The 16,345-nt window shown below is 71.7% G+C and carries 15 protein-coding genes; 12 read left to right on the forward strand and 3 right to left on the reverse strand.

The genetic code is table 11. The features are described 5' to 3' along the window. Positions 1 to 162: 162 nt before the first annotated feature. From HHX33_RS04355 to HHX33_RS04400, 10 genes are all read left to right on the forward strand, one after another. Positions 163 to 816: a class I SAM-dependent methyltransferase gene (locus HHX33_RS04355; RefSeq protein ID WP_182873450.1), complete on the forward strand. Its 654-nt coding sequence runs from the start codon at positions 163 to 165 to the stop codon at positions 814 to 816. A gap of 85 nt (positions 817 to 901) precedes the next feature. Then, positions 902 to 2,245: a glycosyltransferase family 4 protein gene (locus HHX33_RS04360; protein ID WP_310741212.1), complete on the forward strand. Its 1,344-nt coding sequence runs from the start codon at positions 902 to 904 to the stop codon at positions 2,243 to 2,245. A gap of 139 nt (positions 2,246 to 2,384) precedes the next feature. Further along, the gene (locus HHX33_RS37060) at positions 2,385 to 5,231 is read left to right on the forward strand and encodes an ATP-binding protein (protein WP_182873451.1); all 2,847 of its coding nucleotides are present in this window, start codon (positions 2,385 to 2,387) and stop codon (positions 5,229 to 5,231) included. A gap of 46 nt (positions 5,232 to 5,277) precedes the next feature. Next, a complete protein-coding gene (locus tag HHX33_RS04370; protein ID WP_182873452.1) occupies positions 5,278 to 6,111 on the forward strand; it encodes an SAM-dependent methyltransferase in 834 nt (277 codons plus the stop codon). A 71-nt stretch (positions 6,112 to 6,182) separates the two neighbouring features. Further along, on the forward strand, positions 6,183 to 6,725 hold the full coding sequence (locus tag HHX33_RS04375; protein ID WP_220501486.1) for a calcium-binding protein: 543 nt from the start codon (positions 6,183 to 6,185) through the stop codon (positions 6,723 to 6,725). 176 nt (positions 6,726 to 6,901) lie between these two features. Beyond that, entirely contained in the window at positions 6,902 to 7,816 is a 915-nt protein-coding gene (locus HHX33_RS04380) for an ABC transporter ATP-binding protein (RefSeq protein WP_310741213.1), read from the forward strand. After that, positions 7,816 to 8,541 carry an ABC transporter permease gene (locus HHX33_RS04385; RefSeq protein ID WP_182873453.1) on the forward strand — a complete coding sequence of 242 codons (726 nt, stop codon included), beginning with the start codon at positions 7,816 to 7,818 and terminating at the stop codon, positions 8,539 to 8,541. Before HHX33_RS04380 ends, HHX33_RS04385 begins: the two co-directional genes overlap by 1 nt. A gap of 20 nt (positions 8,542 to 8,561) precedes the next feature. Then, positions 8,562 to 9,722 carry a sensor histidine kinase gene (locus tag HHX33_RS04390; RefSeq protein ID WP_182873454.1) on the forward strand — a complete coding sequence of 387 codons (1,161 nt, stop codon included), beginning with the start codon at positions 8,562 to 8,564 and terminating at the stop codon, positions 9,720 to 9,722. After that, positions 9,719 to 10,324, forward strand: a complete 606-nt coding sequence (locus HHX33_RS04395; protein WP_111698573.1) for a response regulator transcription factor — start codon at positions 9,719 to 9,721, stop codon at positions 10,322 to 10,324. The genes HHX33_RS04390 and HHX33_RS04395 overlap by 4 nt, the downstream gene beginning before the upstream one ends. A 30-nt stretch (positions 10,325 to 10,354) precedes the next feature. Further along, positions 10,355 to 10,936: a CGNR zinc finger domain-containing protein gene (locus HHX33_RS04400; RefSeq protein ID WP_182873455.1), complete on the forward strand. Its 582-nt coding sequence runs from the start codon at positions 10,355 to 10,357 to the stop codon at positions 10,934 to 10,936. 5 nt (positions 10,937 to 10,941) lie between these two features. Here HHX33_RS04400 and HHX33_RS04405 read toward each other — a convergent pair whose 3' ends face one another. Then, positions 10,942 to 11,757 (reverse strand): GDSL-type esterase/lipase family protein, encoded by an 816-nt coding sequence (locus HHX33_RS04405; protein WP_182873456.1) that lies wholly within the window; start codon positions 11,755 to 11,757, stop codon positions 10,942 to 10,944. A 165-nt stretch (positions 11,758 to 11,922) separates the two neighbouring features. Between HHX33_RS04405 and HHX33_RS04410 the strand changes: the two genes are divergently transcribed. Next, positions 11,923 to 13,152, forward strand: coding sequence for an isochorismate synthase (locus HHX33_RS04410; protein WP_310741230.1), 1,230 nt, complete (start codon positions 11,923 to 11,925; stop codon positions 13,150 to 13,152). Positions 13,153 to 13,192: 40 nt separating this feature from the next. Here HHX33_RS04410 and HHX33_RS04415 read toward each other — a convergent pair whose 3' ends face one another. Both HHX33_RS04415 and HHX33_RS04420 read right to left on the reverse strand, forming a co-directional pair. Continuing rightward, positions 13,193 to 13,849, reverse strand: a complete 657-nt coding sequence (locus HHX33_RS04415) for an IMPACT family protein (protein WP_182873457.1) — start codon at positions 13,847 to 13,849, stop codon at positions 13,193 to 13,195. A 67-nt stretch (positions 13,850 to 13,916) separates the two neighbouring features. Continuing rightward, positions 13,917 to 14,570, reverse strand: coding sequence for a TetR/AcrR family transcriptional regulator (locus HHX33_RS04420; protein ID WP_182873458.1), 654 nt, complete (start codon positions 14,568 to 14,570; stop codon positions 13,917 to 13,919). Between the two features lie 177 nt (positions 14,571 to 14,747). Between HHX33_RS04420 and HHX33_RS04425 the strand changes: the two genes are divergently transcribed. Then, positions 14,748 to 16,310 (forward strand): FAD-dependent oxidoreductase, encoded by a 1,563-nt coding sequence (locus tag HHX33_RS04425; RefSeq protein ID WP_182873459.1) that lies wholly within the window; start codon positions 14,748 to 14,750, stop codon positions 16,308 to 16,310. The last annotated feature ends 35 nt before the right edge of the window (positions 16,311 to 16,345 follow it).

A 16,345-nucleotide genomic window follows, 5' to 3' on the forward strand; every position in this document is an offset into this window, starting at 1 on the left:
GCGCAACACTCCCAGAACGCAAGGTATGTGCCGACGTTGTCCCCAACGATGAAGATCGTTAGCCGTTTCCAGGACCGCGATTTACGATGAGTTGCCTTTAGGGGTTCGGGCGTGCCCGCGGCCCGGCGGCGTTTCGTCCGGGTGACGCTACGATCGCCCGACATGGGGCACGACCTGCACGCCGAGGCGTTCGTCCGTACGCACACCAGGCCCGCGGCCGTGCCGTACGTGCCGGAGATCCGTCTGTGTCTGGCCCATGCCGGCGAGGAACACGACGAGACGCACGGCGAGCTGTACGAGATCTGGGAACGGGCCGGAGGGCTGCCCTTCTGGGCGTACCCCTGGGCCGGCGGGCAGGCGCTCGCGCGCCACGTGCTCGATCACCCCGAGACCGTGCGCGGCCGGACGGTGCTCGACCTCGCCACCGGGTCCGGGCTGGTCGCCGTGGCCGCCGCGCTGGCCGGAGCCGCCCTGGTCGTGGCCAACGACGTCGACCCGTACGCGCTGGCGGCCGTGCGGCTCAACGCCGCCGCCAACGGCGTCGCCGTACGGGTCCTCGGCGGCGACCTGCTCGACGGCGCGCCGCCCCAGGAGGTCGTGCTCGCCGGAGACGTCTTCTACGAAAGGCCCCTGGCCCTGCGGGTCGCCCCGTTCCTGGCCAGGGCCGCGGGCGAGGTCCTCACCGGGGTGCCCGACCGGGCCTGCTCCTACCTGCCGGAGGGCGTGTTCGAGCCGGTGGGCGTGCACGAGGTGCCCACCCTCCTGGAGGACGCGCCCAGGAAGCGGACGACGATATATCGGCTTTATGGCCAGTAAAGTGGGACGTGACCCACATCACAGCAACATGTGAACTGCCGGTGACGTCAAAGGGAAAGGGGATCTTCACCGACACGGACGGGGCGTGATTGTGGTTTCTCTACGCAGCATCGGGGCCAGGATGGTGGTCAGGGCCCTGGAGGCCCGCGACCGGCGCCGCGCGAGGTCGGCGCCGCCACCCGACGGTAACGAGATCCGCATCCTGCTGCTGCACGCCAACGGCGTGGGCGGCACGGTCCGCACCGTCTTCAACCTGGCCGGGCACCTCGCCCGCACGCACGACGTCGAGATCGTCAGCGTCGTGCGGGAACGCGCGGAGCCCTCCTTCCCCGTCCCGCCCGGGGTACGCGTTCGCTACCTCGACGACCGCCTGCCGCGCCGTAAGGGCCTGCTGTCCCGCTTCCCCAGCAGGCTCGTGCCGAAGGACGAGGCGGCCTACCACTGGTTCACTCTGCGCACCGACCTCAAGCTGGTCCGCTACATCCGGTCCCGCCGGCGCGGCATCGTGATCGGCACGCGGCCGGGCCTGAACCTGATCGCCGCGCGCTTCGCGCCCCCGGAGATCATCACCGTCGCCCAGGAGCACGGGAACCTGTCCTCGCACCAGCCCCTGGTGCGCAAGCAGATCGTCCGCCGGTACGGCAGGCACGACGCGGTCGTCACCCTCACGCAGGCCGATCTGCGCACCTACGAGCGGTCCTTCGACAAGGCCCGCAGGGAGCGCCCGGCCGTGCTGGCCCAGGTGCCCAACGCGACACCCCGCCTGAACGGCGGCGTCTCGCCCCTCACCGCCAAGACCGTCGTCAGCGTGGGCCGCCTGACCTGGGGCAAGGGCTACGACCTGCTCATCCGCGCGTGGGCGCACGTCGCCGGGCGGCACCCGGACTGGACGCTGCGGATCCACGGCGGCGGTCCCCGGCTGGAGAAGCTCCAGGCGTCCATCGACAGGCGCGGGCTGACGGAGCGGGTGTTCCTCGAAGGCCCGGCCGACGACGTCGGCGCGGTCCTCGCGGACGCCTCGATGTTCGTGCTGAGCTCCCGCCACGAGGGCATGCCGATGGTCATCCTGGAGGCGATGAGCAAGGGTCTGCCGGTCGTCAGCTACGACTGCCCCACCGGGCCGAAGGAGATGATCAGCCACGGCCGTGACGGGCTGCTGGTGAAGCCGCAGAAGATCCACGCGCTGGCCGACGCCATCTGCACCCTCATCGAGGACGAGGACCTGCGCCGCGAGATGGGCGCCAACGCGCTGGCGACCGCCGCCCGCTACGACCTCGACGTCATCGGCGCCCGGTGGGAGAACCTGCTCTCCGGTCTCGTCGAACGCAGGCGCGCCCTCGACGCGGGCGGGCCCGGCGAACCGTCCCAGGGACCGGCCGAGGAGCCGGACCTCCCGGCGTCGTCAGTCCTGTCGCGACCCGGCCCGTAACCGATCCGAAGGCACGGGGCCGAACCAGGCCGGCCCCGTGGCGGTCACGGACGATCCCGAAGACCAGCAGTGATATGCCCGCCCGAGGCCGGATCGATCGCTCTACCCGGGACGGCCCCGCGCTTCTACCGTTTTCCGCGTGGACACCGATACCCCCGACCCTGACACCTCCGGACACCGGCCCTCCTCGGCCGCGGAAGCCACAATCGTGGGCCGGGCCGAGGAGCTGGCGGCGATCGAGGAGCTCATTGAGGCTTCGGCCACTGGGCATGGTGCGGCCGTGATGATCGTCGGTGAGGCGGGCATCGGCAAGTCGCGGTTGCTGGCGGAGGCGTCGGCACGGGCATCGGCGGCGGGCATGGAGGTGCTGGCGGGCCGGGCGGTGCCGGGGGGCGGCACATACCGGGCGCTGGCCACCGCGTTGGTCGGGCGGTTGCGGGATGCCGTGCTCGCGGGGGACGCCGAGCTGCGGCCGTATCGGGCGGCGCTGGGGCGGATCATTCCCGATTTCGTGTCGAACGGCTATGCCGACAGGGCCGACACGATGGTGGATCCCGCCGTGATGGTGGGGGAGGGCGTGCTGCGGTTGCTGCGCGTGGTCGGCGCCGGACGCGGATGCCTGCTCGTGCTGGACGACCTGCATTGGGCCGACCCGGACACGCTGGCGGTCCTGGAATACCTGGTCGATCAGGTAGTCGACCAGCAGATCATGATCTGTGGGACGTCGCGTGAGGAGCCGCCCACCGCCGATCAGATCGAGCGGATCGGCCGACGGCCGGCTGTGCGGATGCTGCGGCCCGCCCGGCTGGACGCGGCCCAGGTGACCGAGTTGGCCCGTGATCGGGCCGGGATGCCGCTCGCGCCGGCGACCGCCGCGTTTGTGGTGGAGCGCTGCGACGGGCTGCCGCTGCTGGTGGAGGAGCTGACGGCGGGACTGCGTGAGACGGGCGTGGATCCAACCGCCCCGCGGGAGGCGTTGAACGACATCGCAGTGCCTCCGACGTTGCGGGCGCTCGTCGGTGAGCGGATGGCAGCCCTGGCTGAGGAGCACCGCCGGTTGCTGCACGTGGCGGCGGTGGTGGGGGTTGACCTGGGCTGGGACGTGGTGGCCTCGGTGGCACAGGCGGACGAGTCGGTGCTGCTGGCGGGTCTGCGCGCCGCCACCCGGGTGCATCTGCTGCGCACCGAGGCCGATGAACTGACCTGGCGGCACTCGCTCACCCGGGAGGCGGTGCTGGCGGGATTGCTGCCGCCGGAGCGGGCCGCGATGGCACGGCGTGCCGCGGAACTGCTCGACGGTGGTGGCGTCGGTGAGGCTGACGTACGGGCCGCCGAACTGCTGGCCGCGGTGGGAGAGCATGATCGGGCCGGCCGGATCCTGCTCCGGCTGGCCCGCCACGATCTCGCACGAGGGGCGTTACGCAGCGCGCGGGCGTTGCTGGCCCGGGTGGAGGCCGCCGGTGCGATCCGCGTCGCGTGGGCCATCGAGCAGGTCCGGCTGCTGACACTTGCCGGCGAGGTGGAAGCGGCATTGCGCACTGGGGAACAGATCATCGACACCGCGACCGGGGACGAGTACGTCGAGTTGTGCCTGCAGCTGGCCCGCAGCTCTGTGGTGGGCGGACGCCGGGCGGCGGCGATCGAGTACGCCGAGCGAGCCGACCGGCCGCACGATCCGCGTTTCGCCATCGTGCGGGCCGACGCCGCCTACGGCGAGGGGGATCCGCAACGCGCCGGCGCCCTCGCCGCCGACGCGGTCCGCGAGGCCGAACGCTCCGGCGATGGCGAGTCTCTGGCGGGCGCGCTGCTGGTGCAGGGGCGCTGCCTGGCCCGTCGTGATGCCGCTGCGGCGCGCGCGGCGTTCGGGCGGGCGGTGCAGGTGGCCGCCATGCGTGGCCTGACCCCGCTGCGCGTGGCGGCCCTGTTCCACCTGGCCGCCGTCCAGCGTGGGCAGCCCGACCCGCCCGCGCTGGCCGAGGCCCGCGAGGTCGCCGAGTCCGCCGGGCTGCTGGGGCAGCTGGCGTCGATCGACTTGCTGGTGGCCGACCTGGCGCTGGTGGCGCATGGTCCCCGCGTGGGTGAGCCGGTGGCCCGCAGCTGTGCCGAGCTGTCAGCACGGCTGCGGCTGACGAGCGTCCAGGCGGTCGCCGAGCTCTTCGTCGCGGCCGCCCGCGCAGGTGCCGGAGACCGCGACGGCGTGGAGCGATGGCTGCGACGGGCCGGAGCCCGGCCGAACGCGCCGTGGGAGGTGCGGGCCGGTCTTGACCTGGTACGCGCTATCTGCTCGGTGGTGACCGGGGACCTGCCGGGCGCGGCCACGCAGGCCGATGACGGCGCCGCGATCCTGGCCGGTCACGCCTCGGCCGCCCCCACCCACTGGTGGGGGCTGTGGTTGCTGCTGCGCGAAGTGACCGGCCACGAGCCGCAGGAGGCCCGCGCGGTGTTCCAGCACGCCCGGGTGGGTCGCCGGCGGGTCAACCGGGGTGCGCTGCTTTATGCCGACGCCGTCGCCGCGGGCCGCGATGGCAGGGCGAAGGAGGCGGCGCAGGCGCTGGCCCGCGGGGATGGGGCTCTCAAGGCGCATCCGTGGTGGCATCGACTGCTGCGGCTGCCGGTGTGGACCGCCGCGGTGACCGAGGGCTGGGGCGATCCCATACCTGGACTGCGCGCCGACCTGGCCTGCCACGAGCTCAACGGCGACGAGGCGCTGGCGCGGCAGTGCCGAGACCTCCTGCGGAAGGCCGGTGCGCCGTCCCGCCGCAACAGGGGCGCGAGCGTGCCGCCTCGACTACGCGCGGCCGGGGTCACCGGCCGGGAGGCCGAGGTGCTCGCCCTGGTGGCCGAAGGGCTGGGTAACCCGCAGATCGCAGCACGGCTGCACCTGTCCGTACGCACGGTGGAAACCCACGTCAGCCGGCTTCTGGCCAAGACCGGCGCGGCGGACCGGACCCAGTTGCGTACGTACGCGCCCCGCGAACATCAGTAGCCGGCACGGACGCGTGGTCGGCCGTGACCCGGCGACCCTGGAGGGCATGACCACAACAGAGGGAACGACACCCGTACCCGACGATCCCCTGGCGACCCCGCTGTTCCCACGAACCTCGCGCTACCACCCCGACTGGATCCGCTCCAGCGTCAGCGGCGGAGCGAACTCGCTCTGGCTGACCGAATGGCTCACCCAGGCGATGACGTTACAGCCCGGGATGCGGGTGCTGGACCTGGGCTGCGGCCGTGGCGCGTCATCGATCTTCCTGCACCGCGAGTTCGACGTCCAGGTCTGGGCAACGGACCTGTGGTTCGGTGCGGACGAGCGGCTGCACCGCATCCGCGACGCCGGCGCCGACCACGCGGTGTTCCCGATCCACGCCGACGCCCGATCCCTGCCGTTCGCGGCGGGCTTCTTCGATGCCGTCGTCAGCATCGACTCCTTCGTCTACTACGGCACCGACGACCTGTACCTCAACTATCTGGCCCGGTTCGTCCGGCCAGGCGGCCAGATCGGCATCGCCGGCGCGGGACTGACCCAGGAGATCGACGGGCCGGTCCCCGAGCATCTGCGGGGCTGGTGGGAGCCGAGCATGGCCTGTCTGCACTCGGCCCACTGGTGGCACCGGCACTGGGAACGCAGCGGCATCGCCTCTGTGGACCTCGCAGACACCATGACGGACGGCTGGAAGTACTGGCTGGCATGGCAACAGGCGATCGCACCGGACAACGAGGCGGAAATCAACGCCCTCAACGCCGATCGCGGACGCCACCTCGGGTATGTCCGCGCGGTCGCCCGGCGCAGATCGGACACCGCACTCGACGAACCCGTCTCCTCCGTTCCCGTCACCTATACAAAGCAGCCCCTGTTTCGCACCTGAACGGCGGCGGCAGCGGAAATCCCGCCCGGCCTGCATAAGACAGAGAAACAGAAAGAGAAAGGGACACGGTAATGACGACCGTTTCGCTTCACCCGCGCTCCTGGCTGACCACCCGGGTCGGCGGCGCGGCCCTGGTGGCCGGCCTGGTCACCGCCGCTTTCACCTCCCCCGCCCATGCGTCCGCGGACGTGATCACCGTCCACGTCAACGGCAGCACAGTGTTCATCGTGGGAACTCCCGGCAAGGACGTCATCAACATCACCAGCCTCGCCGGCAAGGTCAGCGTGGGCGCCGACGCGTCGGTGACGGCCGGCGCGGGATGCGTCAAGAAAGGCCCTCTCGTGGTCGACTGTACCGGGACCGGCAGCGGGATCCTGTTCATCGAGGCCAGCACCATCGGTGGCGATGACTCGGTGAACAATCAGACCTCCTTGCAATCGTCGATACTGGGCGGCAGTGGCGTCGACCGCCTGACCGGTGGCCCTGGCCGCGATGCTCTCAACGGCGGTTCCGGAGACGACATCCTGAATGGCAACGGCGGCATCGATACCGCCAACGGCGCCGCCGGCATCGACACCTGCACCGCCGAGACTGAGATCAACTGCGAGATCTAGTCAGCGATGTCGGCGGCTGCCGGGGCTCCGGCAGCCGCCGGCTAGGGCTTCGTCTTATTTGCCTGGTGCACCTGGAGCTCGCCTTTACAAAGTAGATTTCTTCAGGACTTTTGTCCTGCCCGAGGCCGGATCGATCGCTCTGGTCGCGCGGGCCCCGCGCTTCTAGCGTTCTCCTCGTGGACACCGACATCCCCGATCCCGCAGTGTCCCTGACCACTGCGACGAAGAACTTCGGCCCGGTAAGGGCCGTGGACGGGCTCACGCTCACCGTGCCCCGCGGCCAGACGCTGGCCCTTCTCGGCCCCAACGGCGCCGGCAAGTCGACGGCCATCGCGCTCCTGCTCGGCCTGATCCCGCCCGACGCCGGACGCGCCGCGCTGTTCGGCCTGGACCCCGAGCGGGCCGTACGACGGGGCCGCGTGGGCGCGATGACGCAGGAGGGCGGCCTGGTCCAGCGGGTCACGGTCCGCGAACTGCTGTCCTTCGTGTCCGGCACCTACCCCGCTCCCCTCCCCCTCGACGAGGTGGTCGCCCTCGCGCGCATCGGCGACCTGCTCGGCCGCCGGGTCGACCGGCTGTCCGGCGGCCAGGGCCAGCGTGTGCGCTTCGCCATGGCGGTGTGCGGCGATCCGGACCTCGTCGTCCTCGACGAGCCCACCGCCGCCCTCGACGTCGAGGCCCGGCGGGAGTTCTGGGCCGGCCTGCGCGGGCTCGCCGACCGGGGCAAGACCATCCTGTTCTCCACGCACTACCTGGAGGAGGCCGACGAGCAGGCCGACCGGATCGTGGTGCTCGGCCGCGGCCGGGTGATCGCCGACGGCACCAGTGCGGAGATCAAACGCGCGGCGGCGCTGACCACCGTCCGCGTGACCGTCGACGGTGACGCCGCCTGGCTCGCCACCCTGCCCGGTGTGCGCCACATGGAGATCCGGGCCGGCCGGGCCCACCTCCGCAGCGGCGACTCCGACGCCACCGTCATGGCGCTCGCCCAGGCGGGAGCCGTACGCGACCTGGAGGTCGTCCCGGCCGACCTGGAGGACGCCTTCGTCGCCCTGACGAGCACAGCCCCGGCAAGCAAGGAGAACGCGTGATGTGGGGATACGTCCGGCTCGAACTGACCAGGACCTTCCGCGACGGCGGCTATGTGATCTTCGCTGTCGTGATGCCGGTCGTCATGTACCTCATCTTCACCAACCTCGGCCTGGCCCCCGGTGACCGGCACGACGCGGCGATCTACACAATGGTCGGCATGGCGGCGTACGGCGCGCTCGGCGGCGCGTTCAACAACGGCAGCGGCATCGCCGAGGACCGCGCGACCGGATGGCTGCGTCAGTTACGCCTCACTCCGCTGACCCCCGCGCAGGTCGTCACGGGGAAGGTGCTGACCGGGGTCGTCGGAGTCGTGCCGAGCATCGCGGCCGTGCTGCTGGCCGGTGTGCTGGTCAACCACGTCGCGCTCCCGCCGCAGCGGTGGCTGGCGATCGTCGTCCTCCTCTGGGCCGGGACCGTGCCGTTCTCCCTGCTCGGCCTCGGCAACGGCTACCGCCTGTCCGGCCAGACGGCGGCGGTGGCCAACGTCGCGACCATGCTGACCCTGTCCATCGTCGGCGGCCTGTGGATACCGGCCGAGACGTTCCCCTCCTGGCTGCGCGCGATCGCCGAGTGGACACCGTCGAACAGCTACGCGGGCCTGTCCTGGCGGATCGCGTTCGGTGACGCCCCCACCCTCCGTCAGGCCGCGACTCTTGTGGCGTGGTTGCTCGCCTTCGCGGTCTACGCGGTGTACGGCTACCGTCGCGCCGGGCGCCGGGCCTGACACCGATACCGACGTTTCCCATGACGACCGGACGCGACACCTGGCTCGACCCGCTGCGCGGGGGCGAGCGCGGCCCCGACGCGAAGGGGATGTTCATCTGGGTGCTCCTGACGGCGGGACCGGTGTGGGACATCGCGCACGGCCGGTCCCACCCACTCTGGCTGGCGTGGCCAGCGGCGGCGGCCGCGGCCGGGCTGTACCTCCTCACCACCCACTACGCCTTCGCCGACCGGCGCCGGGCCCTGCCGTCGCTGGGACTGCTGGCGGCCGTCGTCCTCACGGCGGCCACCGGGTTCGGCGACAACTGGCTGTACCTGGTCATCATGCTGGCCACCGCCACCGGGATCGCCGTGAGGAGCCGGATCCTGCCGTTGCTGCTGTTCACGGAGTGCGCCGCCGCCCTGCTGCTCGCCGTACGAGGCGGAGCCGGCCTCACCGACGCGGCCCCGCTGGTCTGGGGCACGTTCACCGCCGGCCTCATCCCGGCGATGATCGTCGCGCTGTGGGCGGCCATCGACGAGCTCAAGGCCACCCGGGAGGAGCTGGCGCGCACCGCCGTGACCGAGGAACGGCTGCGGTTCTCCCGCGACCTGCACGACCTGCTCGGCCACACCCTCTCGGTGATGGTCGTCAAGGCCGAGGCCGTACGCCGGCTGACGCGGGTGGACGCGGAGGCGGCCGGCGCGCAGGCCGCCGACATCGAGCGGATCGGGCGGCAGGCGCTGGCGGAGGTGCGGGCGGCGGTCACCGGTTACCGCGGCAGGGGCCTGGCGGCCGAGCTCGACGCCGCCCGGACCGTCCTCGCCGACGCCGGCATCGGCGCCGTGGTCCGCACCTGCCCGGTGCGGGCGGCCCCCGAGATCGACGCGCTGCTCGGCTGGGCCGTACGCGAGGGCGTCACCAACGTCGTCAGGCACAGCGGCGCGGCGGCCTGTGACATCACCCTGCGTGAGATCGATCGGGTCGAGGGGGACGGCCGCCTGCTGCTGGAGATCCGCGACGACGGCCCGGCCCGGGGAAAGGCCCCCGGGCACGGCAACGGGCTGACCGGGCTGCGCGAACGGGTGCGGGCCGTGGGTGGCAGCCTGGAGATCGCCACGCCGCCGGGCGGGGGCTTCCTGCTCGGGGTGTCCGTGCCGTACGCCGAAGCGGTGCCGTACGACAAGGAGGAGCAGGCGTGATCAGGGTGCTGCTGGCCGAGGACCAGGGCATGATGCGCGGCGCGCTGGCCCTGCTCCTCGGCCTGGAGGCCGATATCGAGGTCGTCGCGCAGGTGGGCCGCGGCGACGAGGTGGTGGACACCGCCCTGCGCGCCCGGCCCGACGTGGCCCTGCTCGACATCGAGATGCCGGGCCGCAGTGGCCTGGAGACCGCCGCCGACCTGCGTGAACGCCTGCCCGGCTGCGCCGTGCTCATCCTCACCACCTTCGGGCGGCCGGGATATCTGCGCCGGGCGATGGAAGCCGGGGCACGGGGGTTCCTGGTCAAGGACGGGCCGGTCGAGGAGCTCGCCGACGCCGTCCGCCGGGTGCTGCGGGGCGATCTGGTCATCGATCCCGCCCTCGCGGCCGCCGCGCTCAGCACCGGCCCGAGCCCGCTGACCGACCGAGAGCGCGATGTGCTCGCGGCGGCGGCGGACGGCTCGACCATCGCCGACATCGCCGCGCGGCTCCACCTGTCGGAGAGCACCGTGCGCAACTACCTGTCCTCGTCGATCGGCAAGACCGGGACCAGGAACCGGATCGAGGCGGCCCGCCTGGCCCGCCACAACGGCTGGCTGTAGCCCGGAGCGGTAACCAGTGATAATGGTTACATGAGCCTGACGCTACGCGCCCGCGACGGGGCGACCTTCCGGTTCGATCCGGGCGCGCTCTGCCTGGAGTTCCTCATGAGCGGAGGCGTCGGGGTCTACGCCTGCTACGAGTCGCTGCACGAGCCTGCCGACCTCGCCCGCTGGACCGCCGTGTCCCGGCTCGGCCTGGAACGGGTGGACACGACCACGGACGACCTGGACCGGGCGAGACTCCTGCGCGCCGCCCTGTGGGGGCTCGCCGCCGACCGGGCGCACGGCCGTACGCCACGGCAGGCCGACGTCGACGCGGTGAACGAGGCGGCCGCGGCGGCCCCGCCGGTGCCCGTCATGACCGCGGACGGGCGGAGATCCTGGGCTTCCCCCGCCACCGGCCGCCAGGTGGTGGCGGCCGTCGCGCGGGACGCGATCGACCTGTTCACCGGGCCCTTTGCCGGCCGGGTACGCGAGTGCGCCGCGGACGGCTGCCCTCTCCTCTTCGTCGACACCTCCCGCCCCGGCAGCCGTCGCTGGTGCTCGATGGAGCGCTGCGGCAACCGGCACAAGGTGCGCGCGCACCGCTCCCGCGACGCACCGCCGCAGTGATGCGGTCAGGCGTCGGTGTTCCGGAAGAAGCCGGCGTCATAGGTGACCTTCGCGAGGGCCCGCTGCCCGTCGGCGTTGGGATGGAAGTAGTCCCAGCCGCTGACCTCCTTGAGCGTGAACGGGTAGGAGAAGACCGCTCCCCCGTCGTAACGGCAGGCCGGGCCGTACAGGGCGCACGCCTCCCTGAGCTGCTCGTTGTAGTCCATCACCCGCTCGCGCACCCGGTCGCGCCTGGCCTGGTCCTTCTTCGCCGTCGACCGGGGATTGGCCAGCATCGCCTGGCAGATGTGGCCGACCGCCCAGAAGGCCCTGGCCCACCCGTTGCCCTTGCCGATACGCCACAGGCGCTCGATGTCGGGGATGCTCGCCACGAAGACCCGCGCGCCGGTCGGCCGGAGCACGGCGAAGGCCTCGTCGATGTGCTGCCGGAACACCGGAACCGGCGTCATCTCCTTCTCGGAGCCGACGCAGGCGTCCTGCGCGCCGATGAGGACGGTGACGTAGTCGGCCTTCTCGCGCACGGCATGCCGGGCCTGCCCCGGCAGGGCGGCGCTGGTCGAGCCGGGGACCGCGAAGTTGAGGTTGTGCCCCTTGATCGCATGGTCCGAGGCGAGCAGGCGCAGATAGTGGCTGTGCACACCGGCGTTGTCGCCCGACGACCAGGAGCGTGACCTGCAGGCGACGTACCAGCCGCAGGCGTTGAACCCCGCGCTGATCGAGTCGCCGAGCGCGGCCATCACGGTGGGTGACGTGCCGGCGTGGGCGGCCGCAGGCACGAACAGGACGGACGCGGCCAGGACAGGCGCGATCTTCTTGAGCATGAACACCTCCGGAAGATCAACGGTAGGGATTTCTTGGAGGTGCGTTCTATCGCCTTCAGGGAAGGCAGGCCTTCCGTGACCGATTTCCTATCGCGGCTTGACAGAGCGGGCTCCAGCGGCATGCGGGGGCCTCTTGTCGAACATGTTCAGATCGTGCGTAGAGTGATTCGGGTGAGTGTCGCCCTTATCCAGCCCCTGGTGGTTCGCACGGTCGCGGTGAGCGACCCCGACGATCTCCTGGCGCGCCTGCCCGGCGCCGCGCCGTACGCGTGGATCAGGAACGGCGAGGGACTCGTGGGCTGGGGCGAGGCGGCACGCGCCATGGTGCCGCCGGGTCCGGGCCGTTTCGACTGGGCCCGCGGCTGGCTCTCCTCGCTCTTCGCCGGGGCGCTCATCCGGGACGAGGTCGGCATGCCGGGCTCGGGGCCGGTGGCCTTCGGCTCCTTCACCTTCGACGCCGACTCCCCGGGGACCGTCCTGGTCGTCCCCCGCGTGGTGCTCGCCCGGCGCGACGGCCGCGCCTGGCTCACCACGATCGGCGACAACGCGTTCGAACTGGCCCGTCCCCCGGTGGAACCCGGCCGCATCCGGTACGGCGACGGCACGCTGACGGCGCCCCAGTGGGAGCACCGGGTCGCGCGAGCGGTACGCCGCATCAGGGACGGCGGCCTCGACAAGGTGGTGCTCGCCCGCGACCTCACGGCCGTCGCCGACCGGGACATCGACATCCGCGTACTGCTCGGGCGGCTGGCCCGGAGCTACCCCGAGTGCTACACGTTCTCCGTGGACGGCCTGGTCGGCGCGACGCCCGAGCTGCTGGTCCGGCACACCGGCCAGGCGGTGGAGTCCCTGGTCCTCGCCGGCACCACTCCGCGCGGGTCGGGGCCGGCCGACGACGCCGCCCGCGCCGCCGCCCTGTACGCGTCGAAGAAGGACCGGCACGAGCACGCCTGCGCGGTCGCCTCGGTCCGGGAGGCCCTGGCTCCCCTGTGTTCGACGCTGCACGTGCCCGAGGAGCCGGAACTGCTCGTGCTGCCCAACGTGCAGCACCTGGCGAGCCGGGTCACCGGGCGGCTGTCAGACGGGGCGTCGGTGCTCGACGTGGTGGCCGCCATGCACCCCACGGCCGCCGTCGGCGGGACGCCCACCGGCACCGCGCTCGGTCTCATCCGCGAACTGGAGGGCATGGACCGCGGCGGCTACTCCGGCCCGGTCGGCTGGATCGACGCGCACGGCGACGGCGAGTGGGGCATCGCCCTGCGCTGCGCGTACATCTCCGGCAGGCACGCCCGGCTGTTCGCCGGCTGCGGCATCATGGCCGGCTCGGACCCGGCCACGGAACTCGCCGAGGCGCAGGCCAAGCTCCGCGTCATGCAGTACGCCCTGGAGGGGTGACACAGGGGCCTTCAGCGGGCCGGGGTTCAGGGCCAGGGTTTCAGCGGGCCAGGTGGACGATCTCGCCGAGCTCGGTCTCGGCCCGCCCGGCGGTGACCGCCGCGACCCACTCCTCGAAGGCGGGCAGCCGGTCCTCGGCGACGGCGACCTCGAAGGCCACCCGCGCGCCGTGGCCGACGCTGTAGTCGACACCGCGCACCGCGTACGGCGAGGCGCGCAGATCACTTTCCAGCCTGCCGGCCTGGGCGTGGCCGACCGACACGGTCACCACCGCCGCGGGAACCATCTCGACGACCTCCGCCCGGTCGAGGGTCTCCCCCACGGCGCCGCCGTACGCGCGGGCCAGGCCGCCGGCGCCCAGCAGCACCCCGCCGAAGTAGCGGGTGACGACGGCCACCACGTCCGCGAATCCACGCCGGGTGAGCATCTCCAGCATCGGCGTGCCCGCTGTCCCGCCCGGCTCGCCGTCGTCGTCCGCCCGGCGCACGCCACCGTCCCCGCCTCCGCTTCCGCCTCCTGCGATGACGTACGCCGTGCAGTTGTGGCTGGCGTCGGCGTACAGCCTCCTGCGCCCGGCGACGAACTCCCGTGCCGCCTCCTCCGTGGCCGCCGGAGCCAGGGCACAGATGAAGCGCGAGCGGCGGATCTCGGTCTCATGCTCGACGACGTTTCCGATCGTCCGGTACGGCGTTGTCACATGGTCAGTCTAATGAGCGCACCCCTTTACGAAGTAAGGTGAGAACGCTTCACGCGTGGCGGGAGTTTCACTGTGGCCGTTGGCGGAGTGCTCGTTGCTCTGCGGCGTCGAGTGCCGGCCTGAGGGGTGCGAGCGTGGCGTGCAGGAGGTCCGGCAGCGAGCCGGACGGCACGACGAGCCCGCTGGCCGTGGAGGACGAGAAAGCCGTCTGCAGCCACTGCTCGAGCGCCACGCGGACTGCGGCGGCCACGCTCGCCGCGAGCACCCGTGCGATGTGCGGGTCGCCATCGCCGAGACGCCCGGCGATGGCTTCGGTGAGGGGATGTTCGATCGCGGTGACGGTGTCGATGAATGCGTCGCGCAGCGCGGGGCGGGTGGTGATCAGCAGCAGCGCGTCCTGGCCGGGCGCGTCCGAGGCGGTGTACTGATCCACGATGGCCTCGACGACGGCGTCGGCGAGGCCGACGCCGCCGGGCCGGTCGGCCACCGCCGCCGCGACTCGTGCCTCTCGTTCGCTGGTGACGGCGGCGACGATCGCCTGTTCTCGGCTGGAGAAGTAGTTGTTGTACGTCCTCGGTGAAACGCCGGCGGCCTCGGCGATGTCATCGACGCGCACGTTGTCCGGTCCACGCTCAAGAGCCAGCCGCAGGGCCGCCGCGCGCAATGCCTCTCGGGTGGCCTGCTTCTTCTGCTCGCGCAACCCCGTCCGTCTCGTCGTCACGGGCTCAGCATAGTCTATATGCGTGCGCGCAAATTTGCGTGCGCGCAGATTTCTCCTCTAGCCTGGCCTCCTCACCCGCCAGGACGCAGCCCGAAGCGAGTCACACCGGCACCGCCCACGACCCTGCGCCTCGGGCTCCACCCGTCCCGCCCTTTCCGTACGAACCGAGGAGAACACGTGACCATAGATGTCGTCATCGTCGGTGGTGGCCCGAACGGGCTGATGCTGGCCTGCGAACTGAGCCTGGCAGGGGCCCGGCCGGTCGTGCTGGAGCGGCTGATCGAGCCCAGCGAAGAACCGAAAGCGAACGGATTGCTCGGCCAAGTCGTGAAAATGCTCGACCATCGAGGGCTGCATGAACGTCTTTCTGGTAGCCCACAACCTCCGCAGCCGAACTCCGGATACTTCATGTTCGGCGCATTGGGCCTGGACCTGAGCCTGCTGCAGGACAGCCCGGTTTATGCCCTGCCGGTGCCGCAGCGACGCCTCGTGCAGGTCCTGGAGGAGCGCGCCATCGAACTGGGCGTGGAGATCCGCCGGGGACACGAGGTCGTCGGCCTGTCGCAGGACGACGACACGGTGACCATCGACTTCGCGAGCCTGGGCGAGGCCGGCCAATTGCGGGCCCGGTACCTCGTCGGCGCGGATGGAGCTCACAGCACCACGCGCAAGCTCTCCGGCATCGCGTTCCCCGGCATCACCTACGACCGGATGACCGTCTGCTCAGCGCACGCGACGGTCCCGGCGGAATGGGTCGATCCCGCGACCGGCGCGCTGAACGTGCCCGGCTACGGCGACATTCTGCCGTTTCTGCCCCACCGCACCGAACACGGCGGGTTCTCCTACGCACCGATGCCTGGCCACCCACCGCTGATCAGCACCACTGAATGGGACAGGCCCGCGACCGACGCTCCCATGAGCCTGGAGGAGCTGCGGGTGAGCATCCGCCGCGTGCTCGGCGTCGACGTGCCGCTCGATCCGCCCGACGGCCCGGGGCCGCACGTGCTGCGCCGACTGACCGGCGGCAACACCCGCATCGCCGAACGGTTCGCCGACGGCCGGGTGTTCCTGATCGGTGACGCCGCGCATGTGTACGCCGCCACGGGAGGTGGTCCAGGGCTCAACCTCGGCCTGCAGGACGCGGTCAATCTCGGCTGGAAGCTCGCCGCCGAGATCCGGGGAAGCGCCCCGCCCGGGCTGCTGGACAGCTATGAGACGGAGCGACGATCGGCCGCCCAGCGCATGGTGCTGAACGCGCAGGCGCAAGCGGCCCTGATAGCCCCCGGCAGCGATGTCACCGGACTGCGTGAGGTGTTCACCGAGCTGCTCCGCGACCAAAGCACCGTACAGCGCCTCGCCGGCCTCCTCGCCGGCGCAGACGTCCGCTACGACATGGGCGAACACGACGCACACCCGCTGACCGGCCGGTTCGCCCCGGACATGGACCTGCACACCCCGACCGGACCGGTCCGGCTGGCCGAGCTCACCAGAAACGCACGCCCTCTGCTGCTCGACCTGACCGAAGAGGCATCGCTAGCAGAGACCCTCGCCCTGCGGCACGACGAAGTCGATGTCGTCACGGCGCGCTCTCGCATCCCCGCACCCACCGCCCTGCTCCTTCGACCGGATGGCTATGTGGCCTGGGTAACTGCGTCGCCCCGGCCCAACCCCACGGAGATCGAAGCACTCCAGGCAGCCTTGCAGCTGTGGTTCGGAGTCACCAAACCCGCCCGCACCTGAAGTCGTGAGCGTCGACTGACGTATATACGTGAGCG

The organism is Microbispora sp. H10670 (assembly GCF_014161385.1).
Lineage (GTDB): Bacteria > Actinomycetota > Actinomycetes > Streptosporangiales > Streptosporangiaceae > Microbispora > Microbispora triticiradicis.

Bases quoted from the DNA above. Each gene is read 5' to 3' on its own strand.
- HHX33_RS04375 (WP_220501486.1), top strand. From the start codon at position 6,183: ATGACGACCGTTTCGCTTCACCCGCGCTCCTGGCTGACCACCCGGGTC.
- HHX33_RS04355 (WP_182873450.1), top strand. From the start codon at position 163: ATGGGGCACGACCTGCACGCCGAGGCGTTCGTCCGTACGCACACCAGG.
- HHX33_RS04390 (WP_182873454.1), top strand. From the start codon at position 8,562: ATGACGACCGGACGCGACACCTGGCTCGACCCGCTGCGCGGGGGCGAG.
- HHX33_RS04370 (WP_182873452.1), top strand. From the start codon at position 5,278: ATGACCACAACAGAGGGAACGACACCCGTACCCGACGATCCCCTGGCG.
- HHX33_RS04385 (WP_182873453.1), top strand. From the start codon at position 7,816: ATGTGGGGATACGTCCGGCTCGAACTGACCAGGACCTTCCGCGACGGC.
- HHX33_RS04405 (WP_182873456.1), bottom strand. From the start codon at position 11,757: ATGCTCAAGAAGATCGCGCCTGTCCTGGCCGCGTCCGTCCTGTTCGTG.
- HHX33_RS04400 (WP_182873455.1), top strand. From the start codon at position 10,355: ATGAGCCTGACGCTACGCGCCCGCGACGGGGCGACCTTCCGGTTCGAT.